Source organism: Agrococcus sp. ProA11 (genome assembly GCF_039880525.1).
GTDB lineage: Bacteria > Actinomycetota > Actinomycetes > Actinomycetales > Microbacteriaceae > Agrococcus > Agrococcus chionoecetis.
Window position 1 is genome coordinate 1,115,060 of sequence record NZ_CP156989.1, and the last position, 18,886, is coordinate 1,133,945.

At 71.7% G+C, this 18,886-nt stretch carries 19 protein-coding genes; 11 read left to right on the forward strand and 8 right to left on the reverse strand.

Annotated elements, in window-relative coordinates; all coding sequences use genetic code 11:
- The first annotated feature begins 89 nt into the window (after positions 1 to 89).
- From ABG090_RS05345 to ABG090_RS05365, 5 genes are all read left to right on the forward strand, one after another.
- Positions 90 to 623, forward strand: coding sequence for a single-stranded DNA-binding protein (locus tag ABG090_RS05345; protein ID WP_347757086.1), 534 nt, complete (start codon positions 90 to 92; stop codon positions 621 to 623).
- A gap of 36 nt (positions 624 to 659) precedes the next feature.
- Positions 660 to 1,079, forward strand: a complete 420-nt coding sequence (locus ABG090_RS05350; protein WP_347757088.1) for a hypothetical protein — start codon at positions 660 to 662, stop codon at positions 1,077 to 1,079.
- 4 nt (positions 1,080 to 1,083) lie between these two features.
- The gene (gene ettA / locus ABG090_RS05355) at positions 1,084 to 2,766 is read left to right on the forward strand and encodes an energy-dependent translational throttle protein EttA (protein ID WP_347757090.1); all 1,683 of its coding nucleotides are present in this window, start codon (positions 1,084 to 1,086) and stop codon (positions 2,764 to 2,766) included.
- The gene (locus ABG090_RS05360; RefSeq protein ID WP_347757092.1) at positions 2,766 to 3,239 is read left to right on the forward strand and encodes a thioesterase family protein; all 474 of its coding nucleotides are present in this window, start codon (positions 2,766 to 2,768) and stop codon (positions 3,237 to 3,239) included. The genes ettA and ABG090_RS05360 overlap by 1 nt, the downstream gene beginning before the upstream one ends.
- A gap of 68 nt (positions 3,240 to 3,307) precedes the next feature.
- Positions 3,308 to 4,834, forward strand: a complete 1,527-nt coding sequence (locus ABG090_RS05365) for a CoA-acylating methylmalonate-semialdehyde dehydrogenase (protein WP_347757094.1) — start codon at positions 3,308 to 3,310, stop codon at positions 4,832 to 4,834.
- Between the two features lie 31 nt (positions 4,835 to 4,865).
- On the opposite strand, the gene ABG090_RS05370 is transcribed toward ABG090_RS05365, so the two are convergent.
- Positions 4,866 to 5,444 carry a GNAT family protein gene (locus ABG090_RS05370; RefSeq protein WP_347757096.1) on the reverse strand — a complete coding sequence of 193 codons (579 nt, stop codon included), beginning with the start codon at positions 5,442 to 5,444 and terminating at the stop codon, positions 4,866 to 4,868.
- Positions 5,441 to 6,328, reverse strand: coding sequence for an acyl-CoA thioesterase domain-containing protein (locus ABG090_RS05375; RefSeq protein WP_347757098.1), 888 nt, complete (start codon positions 6,326 to 6,328; stop codon positions 5,441 to 5,443). The genes ABG090_RS05370 and ABG090_RS05375 overlap by 4 nt, the downstream gene beginning before the upstream one ends.
- A gap of 55 nt (positions 6,329 to 6,383) precedes the next feature.
- Between ABG090_RS05375 and ABG090_RS05380 the strand changes: the two genes are divergently transcribed.
- The gene (locus ABG090_RS05380; protein ID WP_347757100.1) at positions 6,384 to 6,998 is read left to right on the forward strand and encodes a hypothetical protein; all 615 of its coding nucleotides are present in this window, start codon (positions 6,384 to 6,386) and stop codon (positions 6,996 to 6,998) included.
- Positions 6,999 to 7,015: 17 nt separating this feature from the next.
- On the opposite strand, the gene ABG090_RS05385 is transcribed toward ABG090_RS05380, so the two are convergent.
- From ABG090_RS05385 to ABG090_RS05395, 3 genes are all read right to left on the reverse strand, one after another.
- Positions 7,016 to 7,441: an NUDIX domain-containing protein gene (locus ABG090_RS05385; protein WP_347757102.1), complete on the reverse strand. Its 426-nt coding sequence runs from the start codon at positions 7,439 to 7,441 to the stop codon at positions 7,016 to 7,018.
- The gene (locus ABG090_RS05390; RefSeq protein ID WP_347757104.1) at positions 7,438 to 8,475 is read right to left on the reverse strand and encodes a phosphatase domain-containing protein; all 1,038 of its coding nucleotides are present in this window, start codon (positions 8,473 to 8,475) and stop codon (positions 7,438 to 7,440) included. Before ABG090_RS05390 ends, ABG090_RS05385 begins: the two co-directional genes overlap by 4 nt.
- A gap of 62 nt (positions 8,476 to 8,537) precedes the next feature.
- Positions 8,538 to 9,224, reverse strand: coding sequence for an SOS response-associated peptidase (locus ABG090_RS05395; protein ID WP_347757106.1), 687 nt, complete (start codon positions 9,222 to 9,224; stop codon positions 8,538 to 8,540).
- Positions 9,225 to 9,273: 49 nt separating this feature from the next.
- On the opposite strand from ABG090_RS05395, the gene ABG090_RS05400 reads away from it, so the two are divergent.
- Positions 9,274 to 9,903: a TetR/AcrR family transcriptional regulator gene (locus tag ABG090_RS05400; RefSeq protein WP_347757108.1), complete on the forward strand. Its 630-nt coding sequence runs from the start codon at positions 9,274 to 9,276 to the stop codon at positions 9,901 to 9,903.
- A gap of 28 nt (positions 9,904 to 9,931) precedes the next feature.
- Here the strand turns inward: ABG090_RS05400 and ABG090_RS05405 are convergent, their stop codons facing one another.
- Both ABG090_RS05405 and ABG090_RS05410 read right to left on the reverse strand, forming a co-directional pair.
- The gene (locus ABG090_RS05405) at positions 9,932 to 10,591 is read right to left on the reverse strand and encodes a DedA family protein (RefSeq protein WP_347757502.1); all 660 of its coding nucleotides are present in this window, start codon (positions 10,589 to 10,591) and stop codon (positions 9,932 to 9,934) included.
- Positions 10,591 to 11,367 carry an aminotransferase class IV gene (locus ABG090_RS05410; protein WP_347757110.1) on the reverse strand — a complete coding sequence of 259 codons (777 nt, stop codon included), beginning with the start codon at positions 11,365 to 11,367 and terminating at the stop codon, positions 10,591 to 10,593. The genes ABG090_RS05405 and ABG090_RS05410 overlap by 1 nt, the downstream gene beginning before the upstream one ends.
- 12 nt (positions 11,368 to 11,379) lie before the next feature.
- Here ABG090_RS05410 and ABG090_RS05415 point away from each other — a divergent pair, with 12 nt between their 5' ends.
- Positions 11,380 to 12,681 carry an anthranilate synthase component I family protein gene (locus tag ABG090_RS05415; RefSeq protein WP_347757112.1) on the forward strand — a complete coding sequence of 434 codons (1,302 nt, stop codon included), beginning with the start codon at positions 11,380 to 11,382 and terminating at the stop codon, positions 12,679 to 12,681.
- A 72-nt stretch (positions 12,682 to 12,753) separates the two neighbouring features.
- On the opposite strand, the gene ABG090_RS05420 is transcribed toward ABG090_RS05415, so the two are convergent.
- The gene (locus ABG090_RS05420; protein ID WP_347757114.1) at positions 12,754 to 13,224 is read right to left on the reverse strand and encodes an SRPBCC domain-containing protein; all 471 of its coding nucleotides are present in this window, start codon (positions 13,222 to 13,224) and stop codon (positions 12,754 to 12,756) included.
- Between the two features lie 115 nt (positions 13,225 to 13,339).
- Between ABG090_RS05420 and leuS the strand changes: the two genes are divergently transcribed.
- From leuS to ABG090_RS05435, 3 genes are all read left to right on the forward strand, one after another.
- Positions 13,340 to 15,886, forward strand: a complete 2,547-nt coding sequence (leuS, locus tag ABG090_RS05425; RefSeq protein ID WP_347757116.1) for a leucine--tRNA ligase — start codon at positions 13,340 to 13,342, stop codon at positions 15,884 to 15,886.
- Positions 15,887 to 16,086: 200 nt separating this feature from the next.
- Complete coding sequence (locus tag ABG090_RS05430) at positions 16,087 to 16,665, forward strand: ComEA family DNA-binding protein (RefSeq protein ID WP_347757118.1); 579 nt, start codon at positions 16,087 to 16,089, stop codon at positions 16,663 to 16,665.
- Positions 16,665 to 18,881, forward strand: a complete 2,217-nt coding sequence (locus ABG090_RS05435) for a ComEC/Rec2 family competence protein (protein WP_347757120.1) — start codon at positions 16,665 to 16,667, stop codon at positions 18,879 to 18,881. Before ABG090_RS05430 ends, ABG090_RS05435 begins: the two co-directional genes overlap by 1 nt.
- Positions 18,882 to 18,886: the final 5 nt, after the last annotated feature.

Below are 18,886 nucleotides of genomic sequence, written 5' to 3' on the forward strand. Positions count from 1 at the left end.
ATCGGTGCGCTTCCCGGCCGCTCGCCGTTCTCCACAGCCCGCCACAGCCGCGCCGCGGGCTCCGCGCACCCTCCGGCATCCTGCGGCGCATGAGCGAAGCAATCACCGTCATCGGGTCGCTCGGCGCGGACCCGATGCTGAAGTCCGTCAACGGCGACCGGGTCGCCGAATTCCGACTTGCCTGCAAGTCCAGGCGCAAGGAGGGAGACACGTGGGTCGATGGCCACACCAACTGGTTCTCGATCGAGGCCTGGGGAAGGTTCGCCGACCACGTCGGCGCGTCCCTGCGCAGGGGCGACCTGGTGATGGTGCTGGGCAGGCTCAAGGTCGATCAGTGGGAAGCCGGCGACAGGCGCGGCACGAGCGTCAAGATCCGAGCCGAGCACATCGGCCACTCGCTCCGTGTGGGGCCGGCGCTGCGGCAGCGCTCGTCGGCGCCCGGCGCGGCGTCCGAGCTGTCTGGCGACGCAACGCGGCCCGAGCACGCCGAAGTCGATGACGATCCGACGTCCGGGTGGGGGGACGAATCCGGTTCCTTCCCCGGCGTCCACACCGCATCGCCATCGACGGCCGAGCCTGACGCGGCGTGGGCGCGGCCGGGCGCGGGGCCGCTGGGAGCCTAGGCTGGAGGCGTTCCGCCAGTCAGCGAAGGAGGGCGCGTGCGTCGGTCCGCAGTGCTCGTGCTGCTCGCAGCCCTCAGTCTCGTGGGCTGCTCGCCGTCGCCCGAACCCGCTGCGTCGGCGTCCGCCCAGCCGAGCGCGACGGCAGCGACCGCGCCCGCTGCGGAGTCGGCGGACGATGAGCTGGCTGCGTTCCGCAGCGCGCTGGGCGGCCAGTCTCCGCTGGATCCCGAGTCGCTGGTCGACGCGGTCGAGACCGCGGGGTTCGCGCGATCGACGATCGAGCGCACCCGGGAGGTCGACTCGCTGGGCGCCCCGGTGACGTTCCTCGAGATCGCGGTGCGCGTCGACGACGGCTGCCTCATCGGCCAGGTCGGGGACGGCCCGGCAGCGGCGATCCGCGCCGCGGCGCTCGGCGGCGGGCGGTGTCTGGTCGGCGACGTGATCGCCCTAGACTGAGGGCATGGCCGAGTACATTTTTTCGATGGTCCGCGCCCGCAAGACCGTGGGCGACAAGGTGATCCTCGACGACGTCACGATCGCAATCATCCCCGGCGCCAAGATCGGCGTGGTCGGGCCGAACGGCGCGGGCAAGTCGACGATCCTCAAGATCATCGCGGGACTCGAGACGACCTCGAACGGCGAGGCCAAGCTGAGCCCGGGCTACTCCGTCGGCATGCTCATGCAGGAGCCGGAGCTCGACGAGTCGAAGACCGTGCTCGAGAACGTGCAGGCGGCCTTCGGTCACCTCACCGCGAAGATCGACCGCTTCAACGAGATCTCGGCGGAGATGGCGAACCCCGACGCCGACTTCGACGCGCTCATGGCCGAGATGGGCACGCTGCAGGAAGAGATCGACGCCGCCGACGCCTGGGATCTCGACTCCCAGCTCGAGCAGGCGATGGATGCGCTGCGCTGCCCGCCCGGCGACTGGCCGGTCACGAACCTCTCCGGTGGTGAGCGGCGCCGTGTCGCACTCTGCAAGCTGCTGCTCGAGAAGCCGGATCTGCTGCTGCTCGACGAGCCGACGAACCACCTGGACGCCGAGAGCGTGCTGTGGCTCGAGCAGCACCTGGCGAAGTACCCGGGCGCCGTCATGGCGGTCACTCACGACCGATACTTCCTCGACCATGTCGCAGGCTGGATCTGCGAGGTCGACCGCGGTCGTCTCTACCCCTACGAGGGCAACTACTCCACCTACCTCGAGAAGAAGGCCGAGCGCCTGCAGATCCAGGGCAAGAAGGATGCGAAGCTCGCCAAGCGGCTCTCCGACGAGCTCGAATGGGTCCGTTCCAACTCGAAGGGGCGGCAGGCGAAGTCCAAGGCCCGTCTTGCTCGATACGAGGAGATGGCGACGGAAGCCGAGCGCACCAGGAAGCTCGACTTCGAGGAGATCCAGATCCCGCCGGGTCCGCGTCTGGGCTCCGTGGTGCTCGAGGCGAAGGATCTCGAGAAGGGCTTCGACGGCCGCATGCTCATCGATGGCCTGTCGTTCAGCCTGCCGCGCAACGGCATCGTCGGCGTGATCGGCCCGAACGGCGTCGGCAAGACGACGCTGTTCAAGACGATCGTCGGCCTCGAGCCGCTCGACGACGGGAACCTGAAGATCGGTGAGACGGTCAAGCTCAGCTACGTCGACCAGAGCCGCTCGAACATCGACCCCAACAAGAACCTGTGGGAGGTCGTCTCGGATGGCCTCGACTACATCCAGGTCGGCAATGTCGAGATCCCGTCGCGCGCGTACGTGAGCCAGTTCGGATTCAAGGGCCCCGACCAGCAGAAGCGCGCCGGCGTCCTCTCCGGTGGTGAGCGCAACCGCCTGAACCTGGCGCTGACGCTCAAGGAGGGCGGCAACCTGCTGCTGCTCGATGAGCCCACCAACGACCTCGACATCGAGACGCTCGGCAGCCTGGAGAACGCGCTGCTGGAGTTCCCCGGCTGCGCCGTGGTCATCACGCACGACCGGTGGTTCTTGGACCGCATCGCGACGCACATCCTCGCGTACGAGGGCACCGACGAGGACCCGGCGCAGTGGTACTGGTTCGAGGGCAACTTCGAGTCGTACGAGCAGAACAAGATCGAGCGCCTCGGGCCGGATGCGGCGAAGCCGCACCGCTCCGCGTACCGCAAGCTCACGAGGGACTGATGCGGCTGCCGGTGCCCGTCCGGGTCCGCTGGTCGGACCTGGACGCGTACGGCCACGTCAACAACGCGGCGCTGCTGACGCTGCTCGAGGAGGCGCGAATCAGCGCCTTCTGGGCCGGTGGCCCGGACGGCTCGCCCGCCACCGCGATCATCGACGCGGGCGCCGATGCGACCAGCGTGACCGTGATCGCCCGGCAGGAGGCGGAGTACCTCGCGGAGATCCCGCATCACCGCGAGCCGATCATCGTGGAGACGTGGATCGGGCACCTCGGCGGCGCGTCGATGGACGTCTGCTACGAGGTGCGCTCGCCCGACGCCTCGCAGCTCTACGCACGCGCCCAGACGACCGTGGTGATGCTGGATGCCGCGTCGGGCGCACCGCGGCGGCTCACGGCCGACGAGCGTCGCGCGTGGGCGCCCTACGTCGAGGCTCCCGTCGCGTTCCGTCGCGGCGCGAAGCCGGCGGGGGCGTAGGCCGCGCGAGGCGTCGCGCTCGGTAGGCTGTGGGCGCAACGAGGCACCCGCAGCAAGGAGCACCACCCATGACCGACACCGTCGTCGAGACCACTGCGCAGTCGGCTGCGCCGACCGCCATCCCGCACTGGATCTCCGGTGCACGTCGTGAGGGCACGGGCCGCACCGCGCCGGTCTACAACCCCGCGATCGGTCGGGTCGTGTCGGAGGTCGGGCTCGCGAGCGCCGACGAGGTCGCCGAGGCGATCGCGACCGCGAAGGCCGCGTTCCCCGCATGGCGCGACCTCTCCATCGCGAAGCGCCAGTCGATCATGTTCCGCTTCCGCGAGCTCATCGTGCAGCGCAAGGACGAGCTCGCTTCGATCGTGACGCGTGAGCACGGCAAGGTGCACTCCGACGCGCTCGGCGAGATCGCGCGCGGCATCGAGGTCGCCGAGCTCGCCACCGCCTTCCCGCTGCTGACGAAGGGCGAGTACTCCGAGAACGCGTCCACCGGCGTCGATGTCTATTCGCTGCGTCAGCCGCTCGGCGTGGTCGGCATCATCAGCCCCTTCAACTTCCCGGCCATGATCCCCCTGTGGTTCGCGCCCGTCGCGCTGGCCGCCGGCAACACCGTCGTCATCAAGCCCAGCGAGAAGGACCCGTCCGCATCGGTCTTCATCGCCGAGCTGTTCAAGGAGGCCGGCCTGCCCGACGGCGTCCTCACGGTCGTGCATGGCGACAAGGAGGCGGTGGACACGCTCCTGACGCATCCCGACGTGGAGGCGATCTCCTTCGTCGGGTCGACGCCCATCGCGGAGTACGTCTACAAGACGGGCTCCGAGCACGGCAAGCGGGTGCAGGCGCTGGGTGGTGCGAAGAACCACATGCTGGTGCTGCCGGACGCCGACCTGGACGTGACCGCCGACGCTGCCGTCAACGCGGGCTTCGGCTCCGCGGGCGAGCGCTGCATGGCGATCTCGGTCGTGGTCGCGGTCGACGCGATCGCCGACGAGCTCGCCGCCAAGATCAAGGAGAAGATGGGGGCGATCCGCACCGGCGACGGCACGCGCGACAACGACATGGGTCCGCTGATCACGGGCCAGCACCGCGACAAGGTGGTCGGCTACATCCAGACCGCGTCGGACGACGGCGCCGATGTCCTGGTCGATGGCCGTGACCCTGAGGTCGATGGTGACCCGAAGGGCTTCTGGGTGAAGCCGACGCTGCTCGACAACGTGCCCACTGACTCCACCGCGTACAAGGAGGAGATCTTCGGGCCGGTGCTGTCGATCGTGCGCGTCGGCTCCTACGAGGAGGGTCTCGAGCTCATCAACGCGAACCCCTACGGCAACGGCACGGCGATCTTCACGAACGACGGCGGCGCTGCGCGTCGCTTCCAGAACGAGGTGCAGGTCGGCATGGTCGGCATCAACGTGCCGATCCCAGTGCCGGTCGGCTATCACTCGTTCGGCGGCTGGAAGCGCTCGATCTTCGGCCAGGGCAAGGCCTACGGCAAGCACGCGTTCGAGTTCTACACGCGCGAGAAGGTCGTGACGAGCCGCTGGCTCGACCCCAGCCACGGCGGGCTCAACCTGGGCTTCCCCCAGAACTGATCCGGCTCATCCGCCGGGCCGGGCCTGCGTGTCAGCGCTCGGCCCGGCGGATTGCCATGTGCAGCGACGTGCCGAATCTGCCGGTCGCCGGATTCATCTCGTCATCCACGAAGCGGCCCTCGAGCGTCATGCCGATGCGCTCGGCGACCCGGCGCGAGGCGACGTTCTCCTCGTCCAGCTGCGCCGTGACCCGGTGCGCACCGATCGCGAACGCGAGGTCCAATGCCGCTGCGGCGGCTTCGCGCGCGAGACCCTGACCCTGCGCCTCGGGCGCGATCATCCATCCCAGCTCCGCCTGTCGGCTCGCGAGGCTCGTGATCCGCACCATCAGGTCACCGACCAGTCGGCCGTCGAGCTCGATGCCCAGCTGCACGGCGTCGCCATCGCGGAGGAAGACCGGGGCGCCGCCGGCCGTCCATGCCATCAGCTCCGCCTCGGTCTGGTCGCGCGTGTAGGTCCAGCGCCGCTGCCCCGACGCGTTGCGGTAGGAGCGGACGGCGTCGATGTCGGTGGGACGCAGCGTGCGCAGCACCAGCCGGTCGGTGCGCCTTGGCAGTGCTTCGCGCAGCGTGCGCATCGCCTCTGCGGGGGCGATCGGCGTGATCGTCACGGCGTGCTCGTGACGTCCTCGGGCACGCGCACCATGCCCTCCTGCGCCACCGTGGCGACGTGGGTGCCATCCGCGGCGTAGACGTAGCCGTGGCCCAGCCCGCGGCCGCCGCCCGACGAGCTCGTCTCGAGCTCGAGCAGCAGCCAGTCGTCGACGCGCGCGGGCCGGTGCCACCACAGCGCGTGGTCGAGGCTCGCGGCCTTCAGGCCCGGCGTCGTCCACGCGGCGCCGTGCACCCGCACGATCGGCTCGAGCATCGCGTAGTCGGAGAGGTAGGCCAGCGCGGCACGGTGCAGCGCGTCGTCGTCCGGCAGTCGATCCTTCGCCCTGATCCACACGTGCTGCTTGCCATCGCGGGGCCGCGACGGATCGTGCAGGTAGATCGGTCCCTCGACATGGCGGATGTCGAACGGGCGCGCGATCACCGCTCGCGCGTGCGGGTTCCCGAGATAGGGCGCGAGCAGATCCTCAGAGCTGGGCAGCGCATCGGGACCGGGCAGGCCCTGCGGCATGGCGTGCTGCGTGCTCCTGCCGGGATCCTCATCCTGGAAGGACGAGATCATCGACATGATGGGCACGCCGTTCTGATAGGCCTGCACGCGCCGGGTCGAGAACGACCGCCCGTCGTGGATGCGCTCCACCGAGAGCGTGATCGGCTGCTCCGCGTCGCCCGGGCGCACGAAGTAGCCGTGCACCGAGTGGATGTCGCGGTCGGTCGCGACCGTGCGCTGCGCGGCCACCACCGCCTGCGCCATCACCTGCCCGCCGAAGACCCGGCCGCCAGGCATCGGATGGCTCGCGCCCGTGAAGATGTCCTCGTTGGTGCGCGCGCCGGTGTCGGTCAGGGTCAGCGTCTCCAGCAGCATGCGGATGCTCTCGGTCATGCCGGTCCTCTCGACGAAACTCGTGCCCGGTCGGGCCGTTCTAGTCTAGAAGTGCATGCACGCCATACTCTCGCTCGACGATCGCGCCCGAGCCGACCTCGTCCTGCTGCTCGAACGAGCGGCGGTCTTCGGCGACGGCACCGTGCGGCTGCTCGCCGACGGCGACGTCGCGCTGCTCACGACGCCCATGACCGCATCCGCCGGCCTGCTCGAGATCGGCCCGACCGTGCTCGTCGCCCGCGCCGCCCGCATGCGCGAGCCCGCCACGTTCGACGGTGTGGTGGCGCTGGCCGCGCTGCGCGACGCGCTGCGCGACGGCGCCGACATCGAGGTGCCGGATGCGCTGGCCCGGCCCGCGTGGGCGGCCGTATCGCCGCCGCGCGGCGGCTGGACGCACACGGGCGACGTCGACCCGGCCGTCGTGCGCGAGCTCGCGTCGCAGGCCGCCGCCGACGTCGAAGCCGCGCTGCCCGCCTCTCCCGGCGAGCCGGTGCGCCGCCGCGCCGAGCGCGCGGTGTGGGGGAGCAGCGTCGATCCGAGTGGGCTCACCGCGGGCCAGGCCGCCGCGCTCGTCGCGATGCGCTTCCTCGGCGATGCACCGGTGCGTGTGACGGCGTCGGGCGGCTGGATGCGCGCTGCCGGTCGCGCCGGCGAGGTGCTGGCGCGCTGAGTGCCCGCGCGCTGCGGTCAGCGGCGCTCCGACAGCAGCCGTCGCAGCCCGGCGGGCACGATCTCGAGCTCCGGCTCGTCGAAGCGATCGGGCTCCAGCCACCACACCGGGTGCCCGGCGTCGGTCGTCGGCGGAAGGCTGACGCCGACCGCGACGGTCGCCGAGAAGACATGCACGACCTCATGCAGGTCCCGGCCCGCGAACGCGACGCGGTGCTCGAACTCGCCCAGCAGGTCGCCGACGGTGATCGCGACGCCGAGCTCCTCCCGCAGCTCGCGCACCACCGCATCCGCCGCCGCCTCATCGCGCTCGAGGCCGCCACCCGGCGGTCGCACGAGCGTGCGACCGGTGCCGGGCTCGACGGCGCTCGTCACCAGCAGCGCACCGTCGGCGCGCCACAGCATCGCGATCGCGATCGGGCGCGGCGCCGGGCTCGCGCTCACAGCACGCCGAGTTCGGGGATGGCCGCGAGCTCCTGCACGAGCCCGCCGCCGTTGGGCGACCACACCCACGGGTGCATCGACCGGGTGTCGGCGTGCTTGCGGCCACCGGCCAGCACCGCCTCCTGCGCGGAGAGCTCGCGGATCGCGACCGCGCGCACCGAGGCGGGGTGGGCGGTGGCGAACTCGCCGTAGATCTCCTCGTCGTGCTGGCCATCGTCGCCGACCAGCAGCCAGGTGATGTCGGGGAAGTCGTGCGCGAGCCGGCGCAGCTCTCTGCGCTTGTGGTCCTTGCCGGAGCGGAAGAAGCGGTCGTGCGTCGGACCCCAGTCGGTCAGCAGCATGCTGCCCGCGGGGTAGAGATTGCGCGAGAGGAAGCGGCTCAGCGCCGGCGCCGCATTCCAGGCGCCGGTCGAGAGGTAGATGAAGGGGCTGCCCGGATGCTCGTTCGCGATCCGCTCGTAGAGCACAGCCATGCCCGGCACGGGCTGGCGCCCGTGCTCGTCGAGCACGAAGGCGTTCCACGCTGCCAGCAGCGGGCGGGGGAGCGAGGTGACCATCACGGTGTCGTCGATGTCGCTGACGACGCCGAAGCGCGTGTCCGGGTCGACGATGCGCACCGAGGCCGCGACCGGAGCGGAACCCGCGACCGACAGCGTGACCTCCCGCCAGCCCGGCTCCAGGCGCGCGGGCACGATCGCGTCGACGAGACCGCCGCGGTCGGCGACGACGACGTGCCGCTCACCGCCCGCCTCGATGGTCACGTCGATGCTGTTGAGCGCGAGCGACGTGAAGGAGCGCCACCCGCGCACATTCTCGTAGTGCACGCTCCGCTCGGCGCCGGGCTCGACCAGCAGCACACGCGCCAGCACGCGCACCCAGCCGTCGCCGCCGTACCCCGGGTAGGTGACGATCGCGGGCAGGCGACCCGCCCGCAGCGCGTTCGCCTCGCGGTGCTCGTGGATCCAGTCCTCGACGCGTGCAGCGGTGTGGCGGATGCGCTCGGGGATGCGCGACAGTGGATCGAGCTCCTCCATGCGTGACCTCCCGAGCCGTGAACGCCCCTCGACCCTACTGGCTGGGGATGGCGGGTTCGCGGCTACGCGGGATTCAGCAGCTCGGCTCCCTGCTCGCGGACGCTGCCGACGCGCTTGTCGACCGCATGCGCGGTCAGCTCGGCGACCGCCTCGCCGGCATCGGCGACCACGGCCTCGAGCGCGGCCTCGCCATCCTCCGTCGGATCGAGCCAGGCATCCCGCAGCTCGGGCGAGATCACGACCGGCATGCGCTCGTGGATCGACGCGAGCTCGCCGACCGACGCGGTCGTGAGGATCGTGGTCGAGAGCAGCCACGAGCCATCGGGCTGCTTCCACCAGGCGTAGAGGCCGGCGAACGACACCGGCGCGTCACCGTGGATGTAGAACGGCGTCTTCGCGTCGCCCGTCTTCTGCCACTCGTACCAGCCGTCCGCCGGCACCAGCGCGCGACGCTCGCGCACGGCATCCCGGAACATCGGCTTCTCCGCGGCGGTCTCGCTGCGCGCGTTGAAGGCCCGTGAGCCCACCGAGAGGTCGTCGGCCCACGCGGGCACCAGCCCCCAGCGCGCCGCCTCGAGTCGGCGGATGGGTGGGCTCTCGTCACGCGGCATCGGCTCGACCACGATCGGGACCGTCGTGGTGGGCGGGATGTTCCAGTTGGGCTCCGGCAGGGCATCGCTCGCCTCGTCGATCTCGAACAGAGCGACGAGGTCGCTCACCGGGGAGGCCAGCACATAGCGTCCGCACATACGCGAGATGGTCTCACTCTTTCTGCTGAGATGCGACACAATGGCATGCATGAGCGATCACAACACGCCGCCGCCGTCGCTCACCGTGCGACACGAACCGGTGCAGGCCCGAGCCGCGCACCGAGTCGAGGCGCTCCTGGACGCAGCCGCGGCGGTTGTGGTCGAGCACGGCATCGAGCATCTGACCACGGCGCTCGTCGCGGAGCGCGCAGGCGCTTCGATCGGCACCGTCTACCGCTATTTCCCGGATCGGGTCGCAGTGCTCGTCGCGCTCGCGGAGCGCAACCTCGAGCGCCTGCGCTTCTCGATCGGGCGCGTGCTCGCCGCCGGGCACCCGACGTGGGAGGAGACGCTGCAGCAGCTCATCGACGCCATGATCGAGACGTTCCGCGAGGTCCCGTCGTTCCGCATGCTGCGCGCGGGCGAAGGCCTCGACCTCGGGCCGCAGCACCGCGATGCCGTCGTGCCGATCTTCGTCGACGACCTGCTCGCGTACGTGCACGAGCGCTGGGGCGTCGACACGGGAGAGGAGCAGCGCGAGCAGCTCGAGCTGGCGATCGGTGGACTCGACGCCATGGTGACCTACGCCTTCCTGCATGATCCCGACGGCGACCCGCGCTACCTGGCCATGGGCGTCCGGTGCATCCACGACCAGCTCAGCGGCTTCTTCGACAGCTGAGCCGCTGCCCGGCGAGCCACCGCATCGCTCAGTCGCGCTCCCGCACCTCGTCATCCAGATGCCGAGCCTCGAAGCGGCCGAGCGCGCGCTTCACGATCCAGACGAGCAGGATGAAGGCGCCGATCACGGCGACGAGCACATAGCCCGCGCCATGCAGCCGATCCGCGAGCTCGCGGTACGTGCCGCCGGCGAGCCATCCGGCGCTCGCGTAGGCGGTCGCCCAGAGCACGCACGCCGGGATCGTCCAGGCCAGGAACCTCCGGTACCGCATCGCTGACGCTCCGACGATGAGCGGCACGAGCGAGTGGGCGACCGGCAGGAAGCGCGACAGGAAGATCGCCGGGCCGCCGCGCCGAGCGAGGTAGCGCTCCGTGCGCCGCCAGCGCAGCGACGCTCGTGGCCAGCGGCGCGCGAGCCAGGCGTCGATCTTCGGCCCCAGCCAGTGCCCGATCGCGAAGCCGATCGACTCCCCGGCGAGCGAGCCGAGCACCACCGCACCGATGAGGCCCAGCCACCACGGCCACACCTCGACCGCGAGCGCTGCGACGATCACGATGGTGTCGCCCGGCACGACAAGACCGAGCAGCACGCTGGTCTCCAGCAGCATCGCGGCACCGGCGATCAGCGTGCGCAGCAGCGGATCGACCGAGCCGACCGCGTCGAGGAAGCTGCCGATGACGTCGTCGATCACCGCGGGATCACGCTCGCCGCATTGCGCTCGCCTTCGAGCCGGCGCTGCCAGTCCGCCGCGCGAGTCGCTGGCGCGACGCGCGGCCCATCCACCCAGTCGGACACCGCTCGGATGCCCCGCAGGGCGTTCGCGAGCCAGATCTCGCAGCCGTCGAGGTCTGCCGGTGTCGCGGACTCCTCCTGCAGCTCGATGGCGTCGCGGCGTGCGAGCTCGCGCAGCACCGCGGCCGTCACCGAGGGGAGGCGCGGGATCCGCGCATCCGGCACGCACAGCGCGTCGCCTCGCCACCACAGCACTGCAGACCACGCGCTCTCGGCGACGAGGCCGTCGACCGTGATGATCGGCTCGATGCTGGCACCGACGCGCTCCGACTCCGCCGCCTGCAGCCGACCCAGCGCCGCGAGGTCCGGTCCCTTGCGCAGCGGCAGCGAGCGCGGGTCCTGCTGCGCGGTCGTCACGGTGACGCTGCGCGACGGCTCCGGGGCGGGCCGGAGCCGCAGTCGGATGCCCTCGGGCGTCAGATCGAGCCGCGGCGACCAGCGGCCCGCGGGCGGCACGAGCTGCGTCGCCGCAGCACTGGCCGCCAGCGCCTCGTGCGGGTCGCCACCGGCCTCGGCCACCGCATCCGCGAACCGTCGCCGATGGCGCTCGAAGGCGAGCACGCGGCCGTCGACGACGAGCCAGGAATCGGCGGCGAGGGTCGTCGTGACCTGCGCTTCGACGGGGAGGAAGGTCGAGTGCGTCCAGGCGCGCACGCCCTCGATCCCGCTCATAGGATCGACCCTATGCCTGCGACCCATGCGCCGCTCCTGCCGCACCTCGGTGCGCGCTGGGCGCAGCCGGTCACCGTCTCGCCCGAGGCTGCCTTCGCCGCCCTCGAGGCCCTGGGCGGCGATGTCGTGTGGCTGGATTCCTCATCGCAGGGTACGCACGTGGTGGGCATCGGTGCGCACGTGCTGCTCAGTCGCGACGGCCGTGCCGAGCTGGACGGTGCGCCGATCGCGGGCGATGCGGTAGCTGCGCTCGAGTCGGCCCGGTCTGCGCTCCCGGGTGCCTGGGTGGGCTGGTTCGGGTACGAGGCCGGGGTGCGGATGCTCGGGATCACGCCCGTGGCCGACGCCCCGGGGCCTGCACGGTTCCCCGAAGCCGCGTGGCTGCTGCTCGATCGCTGGGTCGTGGTGGCCGACGGCGAGGCGCAGCTGCAGTCGCGCGACGGCCATCCGTGGTCGCTCGAGCCGGCGCCGGTGCGGCTGCCGTCGATGGCCGGCATCGATGCGGGGGCGCTGCGCTGGCGCGACGACGACGCCGCCTACGCCGAGAAGGTCGAGCGCTGCCGTGGGCACATCCACGAGGGCGACTCCTACGTGCTGTGCCTGACGACCGCGATCGACGCACCGCACATCGACCCGATCGCCAGCCACGCGCGACTGCGCTCGGCGAGCCCCGTCCACCACGGTGGGCTGCTGCGCATCGCGGGCGTCACGGTCTCGAGCGCGAGCCCGGAGACGTTCCTGCGCGTGGAGGGCGGCGTGGCCGTGACACGCCCGATCAAGGGCACCAGGCGGCGCGGCGCCGACGACGACGCGGCGCTCGCGCTCGAGCTGTTCGAGAGCGAGAAGGAGCGCGCCGAGAACGTCATGATCGTCGACCTGTGCCGCAACGATCTGCAGCGGGTGTGCGCGCCCGGCACGGTCGAGGTGACGAGGCTGCTGGAGGTCGAGACCTACCCGACGGTGCATCAGCTCGTGTCGACGGTGCAGGGCAGGCTGCTGCCGGGATCGGGGCCCCTGGACGCGGTGCGCGCGCTGTTCCCGGCCGGCTCGATGACCGGCGCGCCGAAGCGGCGCACGGTCGAGCTGCTGCAGGCGCTCGAGGGGGCGCCCCGGGGCATCTACTCGGGATGCTTCGGACTCGTCGCGGGGGAGACCTGTCACCTGGCGATGGTGATCCGCAGCGTGGTCGCCGACGAGCACGGCACGCTCATCGGCGTCGGTGGCGGCGTGACGGCGCTCTCGGAGCCCGCCTTCGAGGTCGAGGAGCTGCACGTGAAGGCGGCTGCGCTGCTCGCCGCCCTCGTCCCCCGCTGAGGCGTCGAGCCTCCCGAACCCGCTCGGTTGCACGCGAGCACGCGCGATCTCGGGAAGCTCGACCTGATGCGCTCAGGCGGGGAGCGACTCCGCGAGCTCGACCAGCTCGTCGAGCTCGACCGTCCAGCCGGCGGCGAGCGCCCGCAGCGCCTCACGGCGGGTCGCGTCGTCGCCCTCGAGCGGGAACCCCGATTCGACCAGGTGCAGCTGCGTGCCCTGATCGGCGGGGGAGAGCGTGATCTGCACCGCTGAGGCCCGACCGGAGAGGATCCCCTCCGCCCACTCGAACGCGAAGCGCTCCTCGGTCACGACCTCGCGGATGCGCGCGGCCAGCACGACCTCGCCGGTCCACGCGAAGCGCCCCGTCGCACCCTCGACGACGCCATCGGGGAAGGCGGCGATGTCGCCGAGCCACTGCGCGAGCAGATCGGGCTCCACCAGGCACCGCCAGACCGCGGCGACGGGCGCGTCGACGGCGACGATGCGCGTCACGCGCGACGCAGGCACGTCGACGGTCGCTGGCGGATTCTCGAACTCCGGCACCGATCACCTCCTCGACGTTGCCCCTCGATTCTAGGCACGACGCACACGGTGGCCAGCCCGCTTAGACTGGACAGCCGGCCGCAGCCGCCGCGGTTGGCCCCACCCAGGAGCATCAGTGACTGACGAGACATACGACTTCGCCCGCATCGAGCAGCGTTGGCTGCCCCAGTGGGAAGCCCTGCGACCGTTCGCGACGGACGACGAGACGGACACGCGCCCGCGCAAGTACGTGCTCGACATGTTCCCGTACCCGTCGGGCGACCTGCACATGGGCCACGCAGAGTCGTACGCCTACGGCGATGTGCTCGCGCGCTACTGGCGCCAGCAGGGCTTCAACGTGCTGCACCCGATCGGCTGGGACTCCTTCGGTCTGCCGGCGGAGAACGCGGCCATCAAGCGCGGCGAGGATCCGAAGCAGTGGACCGAGTCGAACATCGAGCAGCACAAGCGCTCGATGCGCAAGTACGCCACGGCGTTCGATTGGGACCGCATCCTGCACACGAGCGATCCGCAGTACTACAAGTGGAACCAGTGGCTGTTCCTGGAGCTCTACAAGGCCGGCCTCGCCTACCGCAAGCCGTCGAACGTCAACTGGTGCCCCCAGGATCAGACGGTGCTCGCCAACGAGCAGGTCGTCGACGGTCGCTGCGAGCGCTGCGGCACCCCGGTGGTCAAGAAGAAGCTCACGCAGTGGTACTTCAAGATCACCGACTACGCCGATCGGCTGCTCGACGACCTGAACCAGCTCGAGGGCCGCTGGCCGTCGAAGGTGCTGCGCATGCAGCGCAACTGGATCGGCCGCTCCGAGGGCGCGGAGGTCGAGTTCGAGATCGAGGGCCACCCGGGCCGCGTGCCTGTCTTCACCACCCGACCCGACACGCTCTACGGGGCGACATTCATGGTGGTCGCGCCGGATTCCGACCTGGCGGCCGAGCTGGCTGCCGGTGCTGACGCGGAGGTTCGGATGCGCTTCCAGGCGTACCTCGACGACGTCGGGCGCATGACCGAGATCGACCGCCAGAGCACCGAGCGCGTCAAGACCGGCGTCGACCTGGGCCGCGTCGCGATCCACCCGCTGACGGGCGAGCGGATGCCCGTGTGGGCCGCCGACTACGTGCTCGCCGACTACGGCCACGGCGCCGTGATGGCCGTTCCCGCCCACGACCAGCGCGACCTCGACTTCGCGCGCGCCTTCGACCTGCCGGTCAGGGTCGTGGTCGACACGAACGCACCCGTCACCGGCGTGATGCCGGTCGTGCCGCTCGATGAGGACGGCAACGCCGTGTGGCCCGACGAGGTTCCCGCGCTCGACCCGAAGTCGACGGGCGAGGCGCTCACGGGCGACGGCCGCCTGATCAACTCGGGCGAGCTGGACGGGCTGTCGAAGACGCACGCGATCGGCCGCATGGTGCAGCTGCTGGATGCCAAGGGCGTCGGCCGCTCGGCGAAGTCCTACCGGCTGCGCGACTGGCTCGTCAGCCGGCAGCGCTACTGGGGCACCCCCATCCCCATCATCCACACCGCGGACGGACAGGAGGTGCCGGTGCCGCTCGAGCAGCTGCCGGTCACGCTGCCCGACTCGGCGGGCCTCGACCTGACGCCGAAGGGCACGAGCCCGCTCGGCGCGGCGGAGGAGTGGATGGCCGTGGAGTCGCCCATCGACGGCAGCCCCGCGCAGCGTGACCCCGACACGATGGATACGTTCGTCGACTCGTCCTGGTACTACCTGCGCTTCCTGAGCCCGAAGGACGACACCCAGGCCTTCGACCGCGCGCAGGTTGAGCGCTGGGCACCGGTGGACCGCTATGTCGGCGGCGTCGAGCACGCGATCCTGCACCTGCTCTATGCGCGCTTCATCACGAAGGTGCTCTTCGACCTCGGCCACGTGCCGTTCACGGAGCCCTTCGAGTCGCTGCTCAACCAGGGCATGGTCATCCTCGACGGCTCCAAGATGTCGAAGTCGAAGGGCAACCTCGTCACGCTGTCGGAGGAGCTGGAGCGCTTCGGCGTCGATGCCGTGCGCCTGACGATGTCGTTCGCCGGCCCGCCCGAGGACGACATCGACTGGAAGGACGTCAGCCCCACCGGCGCGCAGAAGTTCCTCGCGCGGGCCTGGCGCCTGTCGAAGGAGGCGCTCGCCAAGCCCGGCACCGACCCGAAGCCGGGCGACCGCGCGCTGCGGCGCGAGACGCACAAGTTCCTGGCGGATGCGCCGGGCCTGATCGAGGGCCTGAAGTTCAACGTGGTCGTCGCCCGGCTGATGGAGCTCACGAACGTCACGCGCAAGGCCGTCGACGCCGGTCCCGGCGCGGGCGACCCCGCGGTGCGCGAGGCGGTCGAGACCATTGCGCTGGGCCTGTCGCTCTTCTCCCCGTACACGGCGGAGGACATGTGGGCGAACCTCGGCCACCAGCCGTCGATCGCGAACGCGGGCTGGCGCAAGGCCGATCTGTCGCTCACCAAGGAGGAGAGCGTCACGGCCGTCGTGCAGGTCAACGGCAAGGTGCGCGACCGCATCGACGTGGCGGCCGGCATCACCGACGCCGAGCTGGAGCAGCTCGCTCGCGACCTGCCGGGCGTGCAGCGGGCCATCGGTGACGCCGAGATCCGCAAGGCGATCGTGCGAGCCCCGCGCCTCGTGAACTTCGTCATCCAACCGTAGGTCGAGGAGCGGCCGCCTCCCCGTAGGTCGAGGAGCGTCCGCCACCCCCGTAGGTCGAGGAGCGTCCGCCACCCCCGTAGGTCGAGGAGCGCCCGCCGTAGGCGGGCGCGTCACGAGACCGGACGCGCCCCTGCCCCAACCGTCCACAACCGCGCCCGCGCCGCCCGCGCCCCCACCCGCATCCGCCCTACCGTGCCGGAATGTCCGGAACGGATGCGCGCTGGCGGCTGGGCGCGGGCGCCGCGGTGCTGCTCGTGCTCGGCGCCGTCGCGGGCGGCGTCGCGCAGCGAATGGTGGTCGACGCGCAGCCGGCCGCCGTGCTGCCGTCGCCGGTCGCGACCGTCGCCGGCGAGCTCGTCGTCGACGTGCAGGGCGCCGTGCGCGAACCGGGGGTCTATCGGCTGCCGCAGGGCGCCCGCGTGCTCGATGCGATCGCGCGCGCGGACGGCACCGCAGACGATGCCGCGCCAGGCGCCCTGAACCTCGCCCGCGTGCTCGTCGACGGCGAGCAGCTCATCGTGCCGACGGTCGAGGAGCAGGCCGCTGCCGCCGAGGCGGGTCCCTCCGGGGGCGGCGCGGGCCCTGGCGGGCTCGTATCGCTCAACCGGGCCGACCAGACCACGCTCGAGACGCTGCCCCGCGTCGGCCCGACGCTGGCGCTCGCCATCATCGCCCACCGCGAGGCGCACGGCCCCTTCACCGACATCGCGCAGCTCGACGACGTCTCGGGCATCGGCCCCGCGCTGCTGTCGTCGCTGACGCCGCTCGTGACGCTCTGATGCGCGACGTACGGCTCGCGCTCCCCGTTGGCATCGCGTGGGCGGCGCTCGCGGCGCTGAGCGCGCATGCGGCGCTGCTGGCGAACGCTGCGGTCGTCGCGGCATCCGCCGCTCTCGCGTGCCTGCTGACGGCGCACCTGCTCGCTCGCCGGCTGCCGGCGATCGCCGTCGACGCGGTCCGCACCGTCGCGGTGGGTGCCGCGCTGGCGTGTCCGCTGCTGGCGGCGGCCGACGCGATGGTCGCGAGCGGCTTCGACGAGTGCGGGGAGCTGTCGCTGCTGCTGCTCGGGCAGGCGACGCCGACCGAGGTGCTCGTCACCGGCTGCGACGGCGCAGCACCGATCGCGCTCGTCGACATGCGCAGCGCCATGCTGCTGCGAGCGCCGGATGCGCCGCTCACGATCGGTGCGACCGCCACCGGCGCGTGCAGTGCATGGCTCGACGGCTCGCGCTGGCTGCTGACCTGCAGCGAGCTGATGGTCGCCGAACCCGTAGCCTGGCTGGCCTGGGCCGGACCGCTGCGCGACGGGCTGCTCGCCGCCTCAGCGCAGCTGCCGGGCGCCGGGGGAGAGCTGCTGCCCGGTCTCGCGATCGGCGATGAGCGGCGAGTGAGTGCGCAGCTGCGCGCCGCGATGCTCGAGACCGGCCTCTCGCACCTCACGGCGGTCTCGGGCGCGAACTGTGTCATCGTCGTCGGCGCCGCGTTCCAGTCGGCGGCAGCGCTCGGGGCGCGGCGAGCGGTGCGTGTGGCGATCGCGGTCGGTGCGCTCGCGGCGTTCGTCGTGCTCGTCACGCCGGAGCCCTCTGTCGTGCGCGCCGGGGCGATGGCGGCGATCGGGCTGCTCGGCATCGTCACCGGGCGTCGCGCGGGTGCCGTAGCGGTGCTGTCGCTTGCGGTGCTGCTCGTGCTCGTGCTGCAGCCGCACCTGGCGACGAGCGCGGGCTTCGCGCTCTCGGCGCTCGCCACCTGCGGCCTCATCATGCACGGGCCGCCCATCGCGCGAGCACTCGGGCGCTGGCTGCCGCTGCCGATCGCGGCGCTCATCGCGGTGCCATTCGCCGCCCAGCTGTGGTGCCTGCCCGTGCTCGTCGCGCTCGATGCCCGCGTGAGCCTCGTCTCGGTGCTCGCGAACCTCTTGGCCGGGCCCGCTGCGCCGCTGGTCACGGTCGTCGGCCTGGCCGCCTGCCTCGCCGCGCCGCTCGCCCCGGCGGTGGCCGTGGGCCTGGCCTGGGTCGCGTGGATCCCGGCCGCGTGGATCGCCGGCGTCGCGATGGTGGCGCAGCAGCTGCCAGGCGCTCAGACGCCCTGGCCCGCAGCGCCGTGGGGTGCGGTGGCAGCGTCCGCCATGCTCGTCATCGTCACGATCGGCCATGCCAGGGGTCGTCTCGTGCGAGGCATCGCAGTCGCACTGATCGTGGGACTCGTCGTTGGTGCGGGGGCCGCGTGGCCGAGCATCCGCCTGGGCTCGCTCGCCGACTGGCGCATCGCCCAGTGCGACGTGGGGCAGGGCAGTGCCACGCTCGTGCGGCATGGCGGCGCCGTCGTGCTGGTGGACACGGGCAGGGATCCCGCCCTCGTGCGCCGCTGCCTCACCACGCTCGGGGTGCAGCGCATCGATCTGCTGGTGCTGACGCACTTCGACGCCGATCACGTCGGCGGCGCATCAGCGCTGGCCGGACGCACCGCCATGGTCGTGCACGGACCGCTGGATGATCGCGCGGGGCCCGTCGTCGATGAGCTCGCCGCCGCAGGCGCCGCCGTGCAGGAGGCTCGTCGCGGCGACGCGTGGCAGCTCGGCGGGCTGCGCATCGATGCGCTCTGGCCCATCGGCGATGCGGCGCCCGGCAACGACGCGAGCGTCGCGGTGACCGTCGACCTGCCGGGTGCGGGCGTCGAGCTGCTGGTGCTCGGCGACCTGGGCGCCGAGGCGCAGTCGCGCCTGCTCCGCGCCGGCGTGCCCTCGGCCGCGGTCGTGGTGGTCGCTCACCACGGCTCCGCCGACCAGCTGCCGGCGCTGTATCGCCGGGTGGGAGCATCCGTCGGTCTCGTCGGCGTCGGCGCCAACGACTACGGCCATCCGACGGATGCCGCCCTGCGCCTCGTGCGCGATGCCGGCACTGCGGCCCTGCGCACCGACGAGCTCGGCACGATCGCGCTGGCGCTCGACGAACAGGGCGTGCGCGTGTGGTCTGAGCGTGTCGGCGGCGCGCCGTAGGCTGA